We start from the raw sequence: 17,588 nt of genomic DNA, 5'->3' as shown, positions 1-17,588 counted from the left end.
TTAATATTTGGCCTTTTAAAAATAACCTTGTCTTTTTTTAAATTCCATGGAATTTTTTTGATCTTGATCAATTGTTCGACCTACTCGCTCACTAGTTTTAACTGATAACATTTCTAAAATGATATCAGGTATAGTTTTTGCTGTTGATTCTATTGCATTTGTTAAAGGCCAGCAACCCAAGGTTCTAAACCTTACCATTTTTTTGGTTATTTTTTCTTTTGAACTAATATTAATACGTTCATCATTAATTACTAGTAACGATCCATTTCTTTTTAAAACTGGACGGATATCAGAAAAATACAGCGGAACAATTTTAATATTCTCTAAAAAAATATACTGCCAGATATCTAATTCAGTCCAATTTGAAAGAGGGAAAATACGCATATTTTCTCCCTTATTAATTTCACCATTATAATTCCACCACAATTCTGGGCGTTGTTTTTTGGGATCCCATTGATGAAATGAATCTCGAAACGAATAAATGCGTTCTTTAGATCGTGATTTTTCCTCGTCTCGCCTAGCTCCTCCAAAAGCAGCATCAAATTCATATTTATTTATTGCTTCTTTTAATGCTTCAGTTTTCATTATTTCAGTATATTTTGAACCACCATCCTTAAAAGGATCTAAACCAAGCGCTTTTCCTTTCTTATTTAAATGAACAATTAATTCAATTTTAAAATTTTTAACTATATAATCTCTAAAATCATACATTTCCTTAAATTTCCATCCAGTATCAATATGCAATAAAGGAAAAGGTAAACTACCTGGATAAAAAGATTTTTTAGCTAAATGTAACATTACAGAAGAATCTTTTCCAAGGGAATAAAGCATAACAGGATTTTTAAAATCAGCTATTACTTCTCGAAAAATGTAGATACTTTCTGATTCTAATTGACGTAAATGAGTAGTGCTTTTGTTAAACATTTATTTTCCTTCGATCTAATCTATTACAGAATAAATATTCTTAATATTGTTTGATCTATTAGATAAATTAAACCATTTTAATTTTTCATGTAGTAAAACTACTCTTCCTATTATTAATAAAGATGGAGTAGTAATGTTCTTAATCATATTACTAGTCTCACCTAACTTTCCTATAACTACCCTTTGATTTATAGTAGTACCTTGACTAATTAACGCTATTGGCGTAGATTTTTTGCAACCGTAAAAAATAAGTTTTTGAGAAATTTCTATAATTTGTAAACTACCCATATAAACTACTAATGTATAATTAGGATCGGATAAGATAGACCAATTATTTTCGAATTTATCAATACATTTATGTCCTGTAATAAATATTAATCCTTTTGCATAATTACGATGCGTTAACGGTATTCCAGTATAAGCTGCAATACCAATTCCAGCTGTAATGCCTGGAACAATTTGTACTAAAATTCCAGCACTTTTAGCAGCTTCCAATTCTTCACCACCACGACCAAATATAAAAGGATCTCCTCCTTTTAAACGAACTACTTTTTTCCCTTCTTTTGCGAATTCAATTAACATTTTAATAATTTGGGTTTGGTTAATTATTATTTTTCCAGCACGCTTTCCAACACAAATACATTTTGCATCTCGACGAATACGATCTAAAATATCTTTAGAAATCAAACAGTCATATAATACTACATCAGCTTCCTGTAAAACTTGTAGCGCTCGTAAAGTCAATAAATCACTGTTTCCAGGACCTGCACCAACTAAAATAATCTCTCCCATTAAAACGCTAGGCTGCTTAATCGTTTTTTTCAATATAGAGATTGCTTTTTTAATATTTCCATTAATTACATTTTGAGAAAAGGGACCGTTAAGAAGTTTTTCCCAGAAACGTCGTCTATCTAAAAATCTAGTAAAATAATTTTTTACAACCGATCTCCATTGCCCAGCAATTACAGCTATTTCTCCTAATCTAGAAGGTAAAATAGATTCTATTTTTTGTCTTAATAATCGTAATAAAATAGGTGCTTTTCCACTTGAAGAAATAGCTAATACAATTGGAGAACGATCAATAATGGAAGGAAAAATAAAGGAACACTTAGATTGATCATCAACTACATTGACGAAGATACAAGCATTATTACACATTTGAAATATTTTTTGATTTAATTTAGTATCATTCGTAGCAGCAATAACTAAATAAGTTTTTTTTAAATAAATCTTACTAAACTTTTTAGAAATCCAATAAACTTTCTTTCTTTGTACAAAACATTGAATTTCTTGACAAATACATTCCGAAATAATATTAATTATAGCCTTTGTGCGCAGTAATAGTTTGATTTTATTCAACGCTACTTCTCCAGCCCCAACAACTAAAACATTTTTATATTTTAAATCTAAAAAAGCTGGAAAATAATCCACATTTAACCTACTAAAAAGTAAAAAATAAAATTTATATTAATATTTAAAAATATTGATTTAAAATTGCAATTTTTTAAAAAACTCTTTAAAATTAATTATTATGCAAACCACATTCACGCTTTAATCCAAAAAAACGAGTTTCTTCTTCTAGCATTCCTTTTTTATACTTTTTGGTAGTATGAACATCTCCTATAGAAACATAACCTTCTTGAAATAAAGGATGATAGTCTAAATTATTATCTTTTAAATATGTATTTATCTTATGATTCGACCAATCTAATATGGGAAGAATTTTAAAAATTCCTCTATTAATTGAAACATAAGGCAATAAACTCCGACTCTTAGACTGTTCATGGCGTAATCCAGAAAACCAAGTATTAACTGACAATTTTTTTAAAGCTACGTTCATAGGTTTTACTTTATTTAAAGTATTATAAAAATCAATTCCTTCAATTCCTTTTTCCCATAATTTTCCATATCGAGCTTCTTGCCATGCTGGAGATATTTTAGATCGAAAAATTTTTATATTCAAATGCCACTTTCTCGTAAGCATATCAATAAACTGATAAGTCTGAGGAAATAAATATCCAGTATCAATTAATATGATAGGAATATCCGATTTTTCTGTAATCATGAGATGTAATAAAACTATCGATTGAATTCCAAAGCTAGATGACATCACATGCACAGTTGGCAAATTCCTTAATGACCAAGATATACGTTTTTTCGCAGAAAAAGTAGACATTAATTCATTTAATTCAAGTAAAATTTTTCTTTTTTTTTGATTATTAAATAAATTTATATTTTTATAGTTAAACATCTTTTATTACTATCAACTCCAAAAATCGTGAATAGGATTAATAATTTTTTTTACAAATTTTTTTCTAATAACAAAATCCCCAAAATCTTCTTGTATATTTCGATCGCTTGCCCAATTATCGATTAAAAAGTCTAAATGAGATAATATTTCTTTTTCTGTAATATTCTCTTTATACATACCAGCGATACGACTTCCTATTCTATTGCCACCTATATACATATTATATCTTCCAATAGATTTTCCAATTAAACCTATTTCAGATAATAAAGATCGCCCACAGCCGTTAGGACAACCAGAAACTCGAAAAATAATTACTTCGTTTTCTACATTATATTTTAACATGATCTGTTCTATTTGAGTAATAAAATTAGGCAACATACGCTCAGCTTCTGCCATTGCTAATGGACAAGTTGGAAAAGACACGCAAGACATTGAATTTTCTCGTAATTTGCTAATTTTTTTTACTAATCCATATGATTTAGCAATTTCTTCTATCTTTTTTTTATTATCATCAGATACTTCAGAAATAATTATATTTTGATTTGATGTCAATCTAAAATTACCTGTATGAAAACTAGCTATTTTTGACAAACCTGACTTAATAAATTGATCACCATAATCATATATACGTCCATTTTGAATAAATAATGTCAAACTCCAATCATTATTGATACTTTTTTTCCAACCAAACAAATCACCTCTTTCTATAAAATGATAAGAACGAACAGGTTCAAAAATAATATTTGCTCTTTTCTCTACTTCTTCTTTAAAAGCATTAAATCCAAATTTTTCTATAGTGTATCTTGTTTTTGCATTCTTTCGATCAGTTCGATTGCCCCAATCTCTTTGTGTTGTCACTATAGCTTTAGTAACTGATATGATCTTATCAATGCTGATATAACCTAATGCACTTGCAAGAAAAGGCCATGTTCTTTTATTTCCATGAGTAAATGATAAACCACCACCTACCAAAACATTACATCCAATAATTTCATTATTTTCAACAATAACAACAAAGTTCATATCATTTGCATATAAATCTACATCATTATATGGTGGTATAACTATGGTCGTTTTAAACTTTCTTGGCAAATAAGTTTTTCCTAAAATTGGCTCTTTATCTGTAGTAGCTATTTTTTCTTTATCTAACCAAATTTCAGCATATGCTTTCGTTTGAGGTAATAAAAAGTTTGAAATTTCTTGAGCTAAAGAATAACATTGCTGATGTATTAAAGACTGTTTAGGATTAGATGTGCAAAGAACATTTCTATTTACATCGTTAGCTGTCCCTAAGGAATCTAGTTCAATTTCATGTAACATTTTATGAGCATTTTTTAGATGTTTCTTTAAAATACCATGAAATTGAAAAGTTTGACGATTTGTTAATCTAATCGTACCATATAACGTTTTTTTGCTAGCAAAAAAATCAATTTTAGACCATTTTTTAGCAGAAATCACTCCCCCAGGTAAGCGACAACGAAGCATCATTGCGTAACGAGGTTCTAATTTTTGCATATTACGTTCTTTTCTTAAATCACGATCATCTTGTTGATACATGCCATGAAAACGAATAAGAGAAAAATTATCTCCAGTAAAGCCATTAGTAATATTGTTTTTTAAATCCTCAGAGATAGTTCCTCGAAGATAATTGCTATTTTTCTTAATATATTCTTCTGGAGTACACTGTTTTGATAATTGTTTAATTGTTTTCATCAATACACATCTCTTTGATAACGTTTATTTATTCTTAAATAATCTAAAAATTCATTAGATTTTTCTAAATCCATATTACCATTTTTCTGAAATATATTTAATAATGTATTTTCTACATCTTTAGCCATATAAGAAGCATCACCACAAATATATAAATAAGCACCACTTTTTATCCATTCCCATATTTCTCGACTATTTTCTTTCATCTTATCTTGTACGTATATTTTATTTTTTTGATCTCGTGACCATGCTAAACTCATTTTATTTAAAACTCCATTTTTTAAGTACCTTTGCCATTCTATTTGATATAAAAAATCTTCAGTAAAATTAGGATTTCCAAAAAAAATCCAATTTTTACCTGTTGAGCAATCGTTATCTCTATGTTGCATAAACGCTCGAAATGGAGCAATTCCTGTTCCTGATCCAATCATAATAATTGACGCACTTTTATCTTTAGGCAATCTAAAATTATTATTTTTTTTAACAAAAATTTTTAATGAATCATCAATTTTTAAATAATGCGATAAATAACCAGAAGCCCCTCCTAAATATAAAAAATTATCAATAAACTTTTTTATAATTCCTACGGTAATATGAACTTCGTAAAATATTTCAGATTGTGATGAAGCAATAGAATATAATCTTGGAGTTAAAGGTCTCAAAATACTAAGTAATTCCTCACAAGATAAATCTTTAGGAAAATCATATATCATTTGAACCAAAGGAATATTTTTTACATAATTTTTTAATTTATTAGGATCTAATATCATCTTTTCTAAGAATTTATTTTTTGTAATATTACTATATTTTTTCACAATATCTTTAGTATTAGTAGTAATATCAAAATGTTTTTTTAAAACATCAAAAATGGTAATCAAAGAATGATTAAATGTTACTTTATTATCCATTTTTATGGACAACGATTTTAATAATCTCTCTATTAATTCATCACTATTTTGATACCATACTCCAATAGCATCGCCAGGTTCATAATAAAAATTTTTTTCTTTTATATCTAATTCAATATGACGAATATCTTTAATAGAATTACGACCAGTAATTTTTTGATTGACAGACAGAATGGCAAGAACAGGATTATTTTTTGTATATATATTTGACTTTTCTTGAGCATTTTTGTGAGAAAAATTAATTGAAGTAGATAAATTTTTTTGGTTTTTATTTAAAGATATCAGTAATTCTTTAGACCATATAAGGTATTTTTTTTCATATTCAATATCGGCATCTATTCTTTTTAATAAACGTTTGGCTCCTAATGCTTCTAATCTTTTATCAAAATCTTTTGCTGCTTGACAAAATAAATTATAAGATACATCACCTAATCCAAATACACTATAATATAAATTATTTAATTTAGGAGATTTTTTTGACATAACAAATCTATATAACGATAACGCTTCTTCTGGAGGTTCGCCTTCACCATGAGTAGAAACAATTAATATTAAAAATCTTTCATGATTAATTTTTTTAAAATTATAATCAGATGCGTTTTTTAAAACAGTTTTTTTATCATTAATATTTAAATACTTACTAAGACGTTCGGAAAGTAATTTAGCGTTGCCCGTTTGAGAAGCAGAAATAATAGTAATTGATTTTTTTGAATTTTCTTGAAGATCAAACAAATTATTTTTTTTTTTCAATAAAGTAGATTTTTGATTAGATAGATTCCAAAAATATCCTGAAAGCCAAGCGCATTGAATATCAGAACAATTTTTTTCAATTGTCTTTAAAATATCTACTTTCTCTGAATCAAAAGGAAATTCAAAATTAAATGAATTTTTATTTTTCATTATGCTTAATATCCAAATTATATTATTAAATAACTAAATTAGTATAATTTACAGAAATTATAAATTTTTAGCTACTATAAAAATTTAAATATTAAATAAAGATTTTTATCTTTTTAAATAACGCTAATATCTTTTTTTGATAGATAAAATTTCTTAAAAATAAAAAAATTAAATTAAAAATAACCTAAAAAATATTTTTTATATTAAAAAATTATTAACTAAATTTAAAAAAATTAAAAATATTAAGAATCTAAAACACTTAACAATACTTTTATATAAAATATAAATTATTAAAAAACTTAAATTTTTTCCTCTCTGAAAATTTAATTTTTGTAGTTAAAAAAATATAAATTTTTATTAACTATTAAGTTCTAAATCAATCATCAAATATATTATTTTTAAAATTCATTAAAAAGTAATATTAAATGTGGTAAAATTTTTTGTTATTATTAATAATGTCCATAAAAAATAATATTATTAATAATGTTAATTATTAAAATATTTGTAAAACTTAAAAAAATAAAATTTTTATTATGAATATTTTAAATTTTATTATCTAATAAAATACATTACTAATTTAGTAATTATTTAGGCTACACTTAATATCATATAAATATAATTTTCTTTATAAAATATTAACAATTATATTTTTAAAAAATATTTAATTAAATAAATTATTATTAAAAAATACAAATAAAACGTGACGAATAAATTGAAATAAAAATGAAAAAAATACTAATTATTTTATGTAGTAGTATGCTATTTTTTTATAATGCACAAGCAAATAATTTTTCTAATAATAAAGAATACGAAACCATAAATAAGAACATCTCTAATCATCCTAAATTAGAAGAATTTTTTTCCTTTTTTTGCCCATATTGTTATGAATTTGAAAAAATACATTATATTAAAAATTTAATAAAAAATATATATATACTACATTTAAAAAAATACAGTTATCATATTAACTTTTCAGGAGATAAATTTGGAGAAGAATTAACAAAATCTTGGATAATGGCGCAACAAATGAAGATAGAAGAAAAAATCTTAATGCCAATTTTTGAAGGAATTCATAAAAGTCATACAATAAAAAATATTAATGATATTAAAAAAATATTTTTAGAAAAATCTAAAATTAGCGAAAATCAATATAATAAATTTTTAAATAGTTTTTCAATTCAAATACTAACAAATAAAAACAATAATAAAATTAAAAAAATGAATATAAATCGCATTCCTGTGATATTAATAAATAATAAATATTTAATTGATTACTATAAATTAGAATTTTATTTTAAAAAAGAATTTTCTAAAAATTTTTTAAAATTAATTTACTTTTTACTATTAAAAGATAAAAATTGATCTTAAAAATTAAAAATTTATATACTTAAATATTAATTTGTATATTTAGATACTATTTTTTAGTATCTATTTAAAATAATAGTTTTAAAAAAATTAAGTTACTCTATTAAACTCATTAAATTTCTATTAAAAATAAAATGTATTTTATTAAAAAAAACCCCACCATTATAATAGATGGAAATTTGTATCTTTATCGTTCATATTTTACATTCCAAAAACTCAACACCAAAGAAGAAAATTCATTTGGAGCGATATATGGAATGTTAAAAATGATAGAAAATATCTTAAAAAAATATCCTAATACTGAAAAAATAATTGTTATATTTGATTCATCTAAAAAAACTTCTAGAAATAAAATATTCAAAGAATATAAAAATAACAGATTACCTATGCCTCCAAGTCTTCACGTACAAATTTTACCTCTTTTTAAAATACTCAAAACTATTGGGATTAAAACTTTGAATACTCCAGGTATAGAAGCAGATGATCTTATTGGCAGTTTTGCTCATAAACTAGAAAAAGAAGGAGAAAAAGTCTTAATTATTAGTCATGATAAAGACATGTTACAACTTGTAACAAATAATATTCACATATTTCATACAGGTAAATCTATGATAATTGATGCAAAAAAAATAAAGGAAGAATATGGTATTCAACCAAAAGAATTTATTGACTTGTTAGCACTTATGGGAGATGTTTCTGATAATATTCCGGGAATTCCAAAAATTGGAATTAAAACTGCCTTATTTTTGCTGAAAAAATTTTCTAATATTAAGAACATTTATAATAATATTGAAAAAATAAAGTTTCTAACTTTTAGAAATTCAAAAAATGTAGAAATTCAATTAAAAAAATATAAAAAAATAGCTTTTCTTTCCTATAAACTGGCTAAAATACAATTAAATCTTCCTATTTCTATAAATTCTTCGGAAATAAAATTAGAAAAACTGTATTTTTCAAAAAAATTATCTGATTTTATCAAAAAATATGAAATTAAAAAAAAATATTTTTAAAAAAACTTCTTTTAATACTAATTAAAAATTGGGTATTTACTCACAATATTGATTATACCAATTATCTAAAGTTAATCGAAGTTTTTGAACACCGATTTTTTTTAACGATGAAAATAATATAACACGGTTAATATTAGAAAATTGTTTGACTTTTTTACACACTGAGTTAAATTGAATTTTTTGCTTAGATGTTGTAAGCTTATCGCATTTGGTAAGTAATAATAAAATTGGAATTTTTAAATTAATTGAAATGTTAATTATATCATAGTCAAAAACTTTCAAGGGATGTCTGATATCCATAAGTAAAACTAAAGCTTTTAAGTTTTTTCTTTTCTCTAAATAATTAAATAATATTTTTTCCCATTTTAATTTTATTGATATTGGAGCTTGAGAATACCCATATCCTGGTAAATCCACAATTCTAAAATCAGAAGTTATCTTAAAAAAATTAATTAATTGAGTACGACCGGGCATTTTACTAAAACGCGCTATTTTTTTTTGATTAGTCAATGCATTAATAGCGCTGGACTTCCCTGAATTAGAATATCCAATAAATGCAACTTCAATGCCATATGACATTTTTATGTCAGATATTTTAGATACACTCTTCAAAAAAAATGTTTTTTTATAGTTCAAAACTATCAAAATTTTACCTTAATTTATATCAATAAAAAAATTTTAGAATATTAATTTATTCAAAATAATAAATTTTATTATACTTTTTATTATACCATAAAAGTATTTTTATTGTAGTATACGCAATACATAGAAAATAAAAAATTTTTTAAAATAAAATTTTCAAGGAAATAAAATGCATCAAAAAATAAGAAACATTGCGATTATAGCGCACGTCGATCACGGAAAAACTACATTGCTTGACCAATTATTGCAACAATCAGGTACTTTTAAAAAACACGAAGAAAAAAAAGAACGGATTATGGATTCTAATGATTTAGAAAAAGAACGAGGAATTACAATATTATCTAAAAATACTTCTATTCAATGGAATAAATATAAAATTAATATAGTTGATACCCCGGGTCATTCTGATTTTGGAGGTGAAGTAGAAAGAGTAATGTCGATGGTAGATTCGGTGCTATTAGTAGTAGATGCATCAGATGGACCTATGCCTCAAACAAGATTTGTAACGCAAAAAGCATTTAAATATGGTTTAAATCCTATTGTAGTAATTAATAAAATTGACCGATCAAATGCACGACCTAATTGGGTTGTAGATCAAATATTTGACTTGTTTATTAATCTTGATGCTAATGAAACGCAACTTGATTTTCCTGTTATATATACTTCTGCAATTCTAGGGAAATCTGGAATAAATTATTTTGACATGAAAAATAATATGGTTCCACTATATGAAGCTATTATTAAATACGTTCCAGCACCTGAAGTAAATCCTGAAAAAAAATTTCAAATGCAGATTTCACAACTTGATTATAGTAATTATTTAGGTTCGATAGGAATAGGTCGAATTAAACAAGGTTGTGTTAAACCTAACGATACAGTAACGATTATAGATTCTAAAGGTAATTATAGAAATGGAAAAATTAATAAAGTATTGAATTATTTCGGTTTAAAACGATTAGAAATAGAAAAAGGAATAGCTGGCGACATAATAGCAATTACAGGACTTGACGTATTAAATATATCTGAAACCATTTGTCATCCAGATCATTTAGAACCTTTACCTGTATTAAATATAGATAAACCAACAATAAATATGTTTTTCTCAGTCAATACTTCCCCGTTTGCAGGAAAAGAAGGTAAATATATTACATCGCGTCAGATATTAGAAAGACTGAAAAAAGAAACTATGAATAATATAGCATTAGAAGTAAAACAAACACAAGACACAAATACGTTTTCTGTTTCTGGGAGAGGAGAATTACACTTATCTATATTAATAGAAAACATGCGCCGTGAAGGATTTGAATTACAAGTATCTCGACCTAAAATAATTTTTCGAGAAATTAATGGTATCAAAAAAGAACCATTTGAAACTCTTATTTTAGATATTGAAGAAAAACACCAAGGTAAGATTATGCAATTTTTAGGAGAAAGAAAAGGTGAACTAAAAAATATGATTGTAGATAAAAATAAAAGAGTTCGACTTGAATATATCATATCTACTAGAGCATTAATTGGTTTTCGAATAGAGTTTATGAGCATTACTTCGGGAACAGGAATTTGTCATTCAACATTTATGAATTATAAAAAATGTCAAAATAATGAGATCGGACAAAGAAAAAATGGAGTTTTAATATCAAATAGCACAGGAACGACAGTTGGTTTTGCGCTTTTTAATTTACAAGAAAGAGGAAAATTATTTTTAGGACATGGAATGCAGGTTTACGAAGGACAGATCATTGGATTACATAATCGCTCTAATGACTTAACTGTTAATTGCTTAACGGGGAAAAAGCTTACTAATATGAGAGCTTCAGGAACGGACGAAGCAATAGTTCTAACAAAATTTAAAAAATTTACGTTAGAAGAAGCATTATCTTTTATTAACGATGACGAATTAGTAGAAATAACACCTAAATCAATACGTTTAAGAAAACGTTATTTAAAAGAAAATGAACGAAAAAAAGATAATAGAAGTAAAAAAAAAGTACTTAATTAAAAATATTTTCATACATATATTAATTATATAATTCTATTTGAGCAATAGAATTATATAAATAATTTAAAAAATAAAAATTTTTAATAAAATTATTAATGGAAATAATTTTTAAAAATTAATTTTTTAATAGCTGATTAATTAAAGAATTATATTTTTTTTGTTGACGAAATAAACATAAATGCTCTGAAATGATAATTGTTTTTAAATCATTTATAGCTTTTTGAAAATCGTCATTAATAATTAAATAATCATAATCCTCGTAATGATTCATTTCATCCACAGCTTTTTCCATTCTTTTTGAAATTACTATATCGCTATCCTGTCCTCTTTTTTGAAGTCTTTTATATAAAACATCTTTAGAAGGAGGTAATAAAAAAATACTTTTTGATTTTGGCATTTTATACCGAATCTGATTAGCGCCTTGCCAGTCAATATCAAGAAAAACATCAATACCAGAGTACAACATATCTTCAATAAATTTTCGTGAAGTTCCATAATAATTATTAAAAACTTTAGCGTATTCTAAAAAAGACTCTTGCTTAATCATTACTAAAAATTGTTTTTTAGAAATAAAATAATAATGTTTTCCATGAGATTCACCAGGTCTCATTAATCTAGTTGTATGAGATATAGATACTTGAATATTACATAAACACTGTGTTTTTAACAATCCTTCAATTAAACTGGATTTTCCTGTTCCACTTGGAGCTGAAATAATAAAAAGAATACCTTGAGACATGATATTTTAAAATTCTTGTTTAAATTTTATAAAAATAATTTTTTTATATTGTATAAAAAATAAAATATGCTAACTTTTTATTAAAAAAATGCTTTTAACACCATGAATTCTAAATATATTTTCAATATTTATAGTTTTTTTTAAAACAACCTGTATTAAAAATTTTTTTGATTTAATAGAAACCGCTGCTAATAAAAAACCCACTCTATACCATTGTTCTCCAACCTGAGCTTCAATAGTTTGACCAACACGTGGAAAAATATCAGATTGACCAATTAAAGTATATAATGAATTTTTATTTAAATTTTTATAAAAAACTTTTGCTATTATTTCTTGTCCATAATAACATCCTTTTTCTAAACTAATAGCCTGAAGTTGATCTAAATTGAGAGATTGTGGTAAAAATTTTTGAGAAACTTCTTTATCAATAATGGGAAAACCAGCTTCTATATCTAATAGTGACCATTGATTACTATCAGTTAATACAACTTTTTCATCTATTTGATTTCTAAAAGATAAAAAATCTTTTAAATCCAAAATCAATAAAAATCTTTCATAAGGTTTGGAGAAACAAAGTATATTTCCGACATTCATAGATAAAATTGAAGAATTTTTATCCAATGCATCTAAAAAATATTTTAATAAAAAAAAACGAGCGTCAGTACCAAATAATCCTAATAAAAAAATATTACTTAATTCTTTTATTTCTATGTCAAAAAAAATAGCATATTTTTTTAATTCAAGCACTTGTTTTTTAACAATACTTCGACGCGTAATATACGCGTATCCATCTTTATAATGAAATAAAAGCATAGTAGCCCATACTTTTCCATCTATATTGCAATGAGCACATAGTTTATGATGGTTTTTTTGAAGTAAGTTTATATCAATTGTCAATTGATTTTGAAGATGTTTTTTGCTATCTATTCCCCGTACATAAACAAAAGCCCATTTTTCTAAAGAAATTAATGTTAAAGACGAATCAGATAAAGAGTAAGAGTATTGTTTTTGAAATTTAAATAAATTCATTAATTTTCCTAAAAATTAAGAAATACATATAATTTTTTGTTATCTAAATAAAATCACCTTGCAATATAATTGCATAGTTAATTTGACAAAAAATGATAACATTAAAAAATGATAACATTAAAAAATAATAAAGTTAAAAAAATAAAAAATGATAGATATAAATATAATTGTAAAAAAAATAAAAAAAATAGTACAAAGAAAAAATAATTTAAAGAGGTATCTTTGACTATGATGCAAAAAAATTACGCATCTCTGAAATTGATTTATTGTTGTCATCACGCGAAATATTGAATATCAAAAAATCTATATATAAATTTAATAAAGAAAAAAATTTATTAAATAATGTAGTTGAAAAATTTGATCAAATTGAAAACGTAATTCAAGAAATAAATATTTTTTTAGAATTAGCTATAGAAACTAAAGATTTTAAAACATTTCAATATATTTTTAAAGAAATTAAAAAAATAGAAGAACAAATAAAAAAACTTGAATTTTATCGAATGTTTTCAAGAAAATACGATAATTGTAATTGTTATATTGATATACAATCTGGTTCAGGAGGAACAGAAGCCCAAGACTGGGCATATATGCTTTTTAAAATGTATTTAAAATGGATAGATAAAAAGAAATTTAAAAAAGAAATTATTGAGCAATCTATGGGCGAAATAGTTGGTATAAAATCTTGTACTATTAAAGTATTCGGAGAATATGCTTTTGGATGGTTAAGGACAGAAACAGGAATTCATCGTTTAATTCGAAAAAGCCCTTTTGATACAGGTAAAAGACGACATACTTCATTTAGCTCAATCTTTATATATCCTGATATAGAAAATGAAATCAGTATTAAAATTTGTTCATCTGATCTTAGAATAGATGTATATAAATCTTCTGGAGCGGGAGGACAGCATGTAAATAAAACGGAATCTGCTGTTCGTATCACACATTTACCCACAGGTACTGTAACTCAGTGCCAAAGTAATCGTTCTCAACACAAAAATAAAGAAGAAGCTATGAAACAAATGAAATCAAAATTATATGAAATAAAATTAAGAAAGAAAAAAGAAAAAGAAAAAAATATAGAAAATAGCAAACTAAATATAAGCTGGGGTAATCAAATTCGCTCCTATATATTAGACCAATCAGTAATTAAAGATCTTCGAACAGGTATAGAAAAATATAATATACAATCTGTATTAAATGGCGAATTAGACGATTTTATTAAAACAAGTTTAATAATGGGATTATAAAATATAATGTTTAAAAAAAATATAGATAATAATACTATTGATAGATTAACTAATGAAAAAGAAATTAGAAAACAAAAACTTATTGACATGAAAAAAAATGGGTTTTCTTTTCCAAATGATTTCAAAAAAAACACTGATTCTAAAAAAATTTATTGTATTTACGAAAAAAAAACAATTGATGAATTAAAAAAAATGAATATAAAAGTATCTCTTGCTGGTCGTATGATACAAAGAAGAATTATGGGAAAAGCATCTTTTTTTATGTTACAGGACATAGAAGGAAAAATTCAAGTCTATGTAAAAGAAAATGAGATTACTCCTGAATTTTATAATAATTTTTTTAAAAAATGGGATATTGGTGATATCTTAGCAGTAATAGGTATACTATTTAAGACAAAAACAGGAGAATTATCTATCCACGCAAAAAAGTTAGAAATACTGACTAAATCCTTAAGACCGCTTCCAGATAAATTTCATGGATTATCTAACCAAGAAATGCGTTATAGACAACGTTATTTAGACTTAATTAGCAATAAAAAATCATATAATACTTTTAAACATCGTTTTAATATTATTCATGCAATACGAACATTTATGATAAAAAATAAATTTTTAGAAGTAGAAACTCCCATGCTACATAGTATTCCTGGAGGCGCCAATGCTCAACCTTTCATCACGCATCATAACGAAATAAAAAAGTCCATGTACTTGAGAATAGCCCCAGAATTATATTTAAAACAATTAATTATTGGTGGATTTGAACGCATTTTTGAATTAAATAGAAATTTTAGAAACGAAGGTGTGTCTACAAAACATAATCCAGAATTTACCATGATGGAAGCATATATTGCTTATTCAAATTATCAAGATATGATGAAGTTCACAGAAAATTTATTAAAAAATATTATTCAAAGCTTATCTTTAAACCAAAAAATAAAATATAAAGAAAGTTATTTAAATTTTAGTGTTCCATTTTTTAAATTTACAATGAAGGAAGCTATTCTTAAATATAATTCAAATATTCGTCTTTCTGATTTAAAAGATATAAAAAAAATAAAAAATATAGCATGTTCTCTCGGTATAAAAATAGAAAAAAACTGGAAAATTGGTCATATAGAAAATGAAATTTTTGAAAAAACAGTAGAAAAAAGATTAATTCAACCTACATTTATTACTGAATACCCAGTAGAAGTCTCTCAGCTAGCTAGAAGAAATGATTATGATCATAATATTACTGATAGATTTGAATTATTTATTGCAGGATGTGAAATTGGAAATGGATTTTCAGAATTAAATGATGCAGAAGATCAAAAAGAAAGATTTCTAAAACAAATAGAAAAAACAGAAAAGAAAAAAAATAAAGAAATATTTTATGATAAAGATTATATAGAAGCATTAAAATATGGATTACCTCCTACTTCAGGTTTAGGAATTGGAATCGATCGGCTAGTAATGATACTAACAAATCAAAAAAGTATTCGAGATGTCATTTTATTTCCAACACTCCGTCCATTTAATTAAATAATTTATATATTGTAATAAAAAAATTTACTCATAAAGTAATAAATATTCAAACGAGAAAAAATATGCCTCAATTAATTGATAAAGCACAAAATAATCTTAATATTAAAAATATTCAATTATTAACAAAAAAATATCAATCTCCATTTTGGATTTATGACGCTGATATAATTTGTCAAAAAATAAAATTATTAAAAGAATTTGATATTATTAGGTTTGCTCAAAAAGCTTGCTCTAATATTCACATCTTGCGTTTAATGAAAAAAAATAATTTAAAAATAGATGCTGTTTCATGCGGAGAAATAGAACGCGCTTTAGTATCAGGATTTCAAAAAAATACAAATGAAATTGTTTTTACTGCAGATCTTTTTGATGAAGAAACATTATCAAAAGTAGTTGACTGTCAAATTCCTGTCAATGCCGGATCTTTAGATATGTTAGAACAATTGGGTCAAATATCGCCAGGTCATCATGTTTGGTTACGAATTAATCCAGGTTTTGGATATGGACACAGTAAAAAAACTAATACTGGAGGAGAAAATAGTAAACATGGTATTTGGAATCCTAATTTAGCAATTCCAATTATTAAAAAATATAAATTGAAATTAATAGGTCTGCACATGCATATCGGTTCAGGTGTAAACTATGAACATTTAAAAAAAGTTTGCACAGCAATGATTGAAAATGTACTGAAAATAAATGAAAAAATATCATTTATCTCTGCAGGTGGTGGTTTGCCTATACCATACAAATTTTGTGAACAACCTATAAATGTAAAAAAATATTTTATTTTATGGAATCACGCTAGGAATAAAATATCCAATTTCTTAAATGTTCCAATCAAATTAGAAATTGAACCTGGAAGATTTTTAGTAGCTGAATCTGGTATGCTTATTACTCAGGTCAGAGCAATTAAAAAAATGGGAGAAAAAAATTTTGTTCTAATTGATGCTGGTTTTAATGATTTAATGAGACCTACTATGTATGGAAGCTATCATTATATATCTGTAATTCCTTTTGATAATAGATACATAAATGAAAAAGAAAAAATAGATACAATTGTAGGAGGTCCGCTATGTGAATCAGGAGATATATTTACACAAAAAGAAGGGGGGACTATAGAAACTAGACAACTACCACTTTTAAAAATAGGAGATTATTTAATTTTTCACGATACAGGAGCTTACGGAGCTTCTATGTCTTCTAATTATAATACACGACCTCTTATTCCGGAAATATTATTAGAAAAAGATAGTTTTCGAATCATTCGGAGACGACAAACAATTAATGAAATATTAAATTTAGAAATATAAAAAATGTTTAAATTTAAAATTTATAAA

The 17,588-nt window shown here is 24.8% G+C and carries 14 protein-coding genes; 6 read left to right on the top strand and 8 right to left on the bottom strand.

All coding sequences use genetic code 11. The annotated features are described in order from the left end of the window. Nucleotides 1-15: 15 nt before the first annotated feature. The 5 genes from cysD to DD681_RS00895 form a co-directional block, all read right to left on the bottom strand. Complete coding sequence (cysD, locus tag DD681_RS00915; protein WP_158341147.1) at nucleotides 16-924, bottom strand: sulfate adenylyltransferase subunit CysD; 909 nt, start codon at nucleotides 922-924, stop codon at nucleotides 16-18. 15 nt (nucleotides 925-939) lie between these two features. Next, complete coding sequence (cysG, locus tag DD681_RS00910; RefSeq protein WP_158341146.1) at nucleotides 940-2,355, bottom strand: siroheme synthase CysG; 1,416 nt, start codon at nucleotides 2,353-2,355, stop codon at nucleotides 940-942. Between the two features lie 91 nt (nucleotides 2,356-2,446). Beyond that, nucleotides 2,447-3,175 carry a phosphoadenylyl-sulfate reductase gene (locus tag DD681_RS00905; protein ID WP_158341145.1) on the bottom strand — a complete coding sequence of 243 codons (729 nt, stop codon included), beginning with the start codon at nucleotides 3,173-3,175 and terminating at the stop codon, nucleotides 2,447-2,449. A 12-nt stretch (nucleotides 3,176-3,187) separates the two neighbouring features. Next, entirely contained in the window at nucleotides 3,188-4,888 is a 1,701-nt protein-coding gene (cysI, locus tag DD681_RS00900; protein WP_158341144.1) for an assimilatory sulfite reductase (NADPH) hemoprotein subunit, read from the bottom strand. Beyond that, entirely contained in the window at nucleotides 4,888-6,696 is a 1,809-nt protein-coding gene (locus tag DD681_RS00895) for an assimilatory sulfite reductase (NADPH) flavoprotein subunit (protein ID WP_158341143.1), read from the bottom strand. Before DD681_RS00895 ends, cysI begins: the two co-directional genes overlap by 1 nt. A 723-nt stretch (nucleotides 6,697-7,419) precedes the next feature. Between DD681_RS00895 and DD681_RS00890 the strand changes: the two genes are divergently transcribed. Both DD681_RS00890 and DD681_RS00885 read left to right on the top strand, forming a co-directional pair. After that, nucleotides 7,420-8,058, top strand: a complete 639-nt coding sequence (locus tag DD681_RS00890) for a thioredoxin domain-containing protein (protein ID WP_158341142.1) — start codon at nucleotides 7,420-7,422, stop codon at nucleotides 8,056-8,058. 137 nt (nucleotides 8,059-8,195) lie between these two features. Next, the gene (locus tag DD681_RS00885; protein WP_158341141.1) at nucleotides 8,196-9,071 is read left to right on the top strand and encodes a 5'-3' exonuclease H3TH domain-containing protein; all 876 of its coding nucleotides are present in this window, start codon (nucleotides 8,196-8,198) and stop codon (nucleotides 9,069-9,071) included. A 36-nt stretch (nucleotides 9,072-9,107) separates the two neighbouring features. Here the strand turns inward: DD681_RS00885 and yihA are convergent, their stop codons facing one another. Further along, a complete protein-coding gene (gene yihA, locus DD681_RS00880; protein ID WP_158341140.1) occupies nucleotides 9,108-9,716 on the bottom strand; it encodes a ribosome biogenesis GTP-binding protein YihA/YsxC in 609 nt (202 codons plus the stop codon). A 166-nt stretch (nucleotides 9,717-9,882) separates the two neighbouring features. On the opposite strand from yihA, the gene typA reads away from it, so the two are divergent. Continuing rightward, complete coding sequence (gene typA / locus DD681_RS00875; RefSeq protein ID WP_158341139.1) at nucleotides 9,883-11,712, top strand: translational GTPase TypA; 1,830 nt, start codon at nucleotides 9,883-9,885, stop codon at nucleotides 11,710-11,712. A gap of 115 nt (nucleotides 11,713-11,827) precedes the next feature. Here typA and gmk read toward each other — a convergent pair whose 3' ends face one another. Together gmk and ygfZ are read right to left on the bottom strand one after the other, a co-directional pair. Then, nucleotides 11,828-12,451 carry a guanylate kinase gene (gmk, locus tag DD681_RS00870; protein ID WP_158341138.1) on the bottom strand — a complete coding sequence of 208 codons (624 nt, stop codon included), beginning with the start codon at nucleotides 12,449-12,451 and terminating at the stop codon, nucleotides 11,828-11,830. 69 nt (nucleotides 12,452-12,520) lie between these two features. Then, a complete protein-coding gene (ygfZ, locus tag DD681_RS00865; protein WP_158341137.1) occupies nucleotides 12,521-13,480 on the bottom strand; it encodes a tRNA-modifying protein YgfZ in 960 nt (319 codons plus the stop codon). Between the two features lie 148 nt (nucleotides 13,481-13,628). On the opposite strand from ygfZ, the gene prfB reads away from it, so the two are divergent. From prfB to lysA, 3 genes are all read left to right on the top strand, one after another. After that, a protein-coding gene (gene prfB / locus DD681_RS00860) for a peptide chain release factor 2 (RefSeq protein WP_187151984.1) occupies nucleotides 13,629-14,727 on the top strand; the annotation gives its coding sequence in 2 pieces (ribosomal slippage) (nucleotides 13,629-13,703 and nucleotides 13,705-14,727; 1,098 coding nt in all). A 6-nt stretch (nucleotides 14,728-14,733) separates the two neighbouring features. Continuing rightward, nucleotides 14,734-16,248, top strand: a complete 1,515-nt coding sequence (lysS, locus tag DD681_RS00855) for a lysine--tRNA ligase (protein ID WP_158341136.1) — start codon at nucleotides 14,734-14,736, stop codon at nucleotides 16,246-16,248. Between the two features lie 65 nt (nucleotides 16,249-16,313). Then, nucleotides 16,314-17,561, top strand: coding sequence for a diaminopimelate decarboxylase (gene lysA / locus DD681_RS00850; RefSeq protein ID WP_158341135.1), 1,248 nt, complete (start codon nucleotides 16,314-16,316; stop codon nucleotides 17,559-17,561). Nucleotides 17,562-17,588: the final 27 nt, after the last annotated feature.

Origin of the sequence: Buchnera aphidicola (Melanaphis sacchari) (genome assembly GCF_003096055.1) — a bacterium.
GTDB classification, from domain to species: Bacteria; Pseudomonadota; Gammaproteobacteria; order Enterobacterales; family Enterobacteriaceae; genus Buchnera; species Buchnera aphidicola_P.
Note: the sequence above shows the minus strand (reverse complement) of the source record. Positions and strands in the feature narration are given on the sequence as shown.

What these genes read in the sequence shown, in the direction of transcription:
- cysD (WP_158341147.1), bottom strand. Translation starts at nt 924, where the DNA reads ATGTTTAACAAAAGCACTACTCATTTACGTCAATTAGAATCAGAAAGT.
- DD681_RS00895 (WP_158341143.1), bottom strand. Translation starts at nt 6,696, where the DNA reads ATGAAAAATAAAAATTCATTTAATTTTGAATTTCCTTTTGATTCAGAG.
- ygfZ (WP_158341137.1), bottom strand. Translation starts at nt 13,480, where the DNA reads ATGAATTTATTTAAATTTCAAAAACAATACTCTTACTCTTTATCTGAT.
- typA (WP_158341139.1), top strand. Translation starts at nt 9,883, where the DNA reads ATGCATCAAAAAATAAGAAACATTGCGATTATAGCGCACGTCGATCAC.
- gmk (WP_158341138.1), bottom strand. Translation starts at nt 12,451, where the DNA reads ATGTCTCAAGGTATTCTTTTTATTATTTCAGCTCCAAGTGGAACAGGA.
- cysI (WP_158341144.1), bottom strand. Translation starts at nt 4,888, where the DNA reads ATGAAAACAATTAAACAATTATCAAAACAGTGTACTCCAGAAGAATAT.
- DD681_RS00890 (WP_158341142.1), top strand. Translation starts at nt 7,420, where the DNA reads ATGAAAAAAATACTAATTATTTTATGTAGTAGTATGCTATTTTTTTAT.
- lysA (WP_158341135.1), top strand. Translation starts at nt 16,314, where the DNA reads ATGCCTCAATTAATTGATAAAGCACAAAATAATCTTAATATTAAAAAT.
- DD681_RS00885 (WP_158341141.1), top strand. Translation starts at nt 8,196, where the DNA reads ATGTATTTTATTAAAAAAAACCCCACCATTATAATAGATGGAAATTTG.
- lysS (WP_158341136.1), top strand. Translation starts at nt 14,734, where the DNA reads ATGTTTAAAAAAAATATAGATAATAATACTATTGATAGATTAACTAAT.
- DD681_RS00905 (WP_158341145.1), bottom strand. Translation starts at nt 3,175, where the DNA reads ATGTTTAACTATAAAAATATAAATTTATTTAATAATCAAAAAAAAAGA.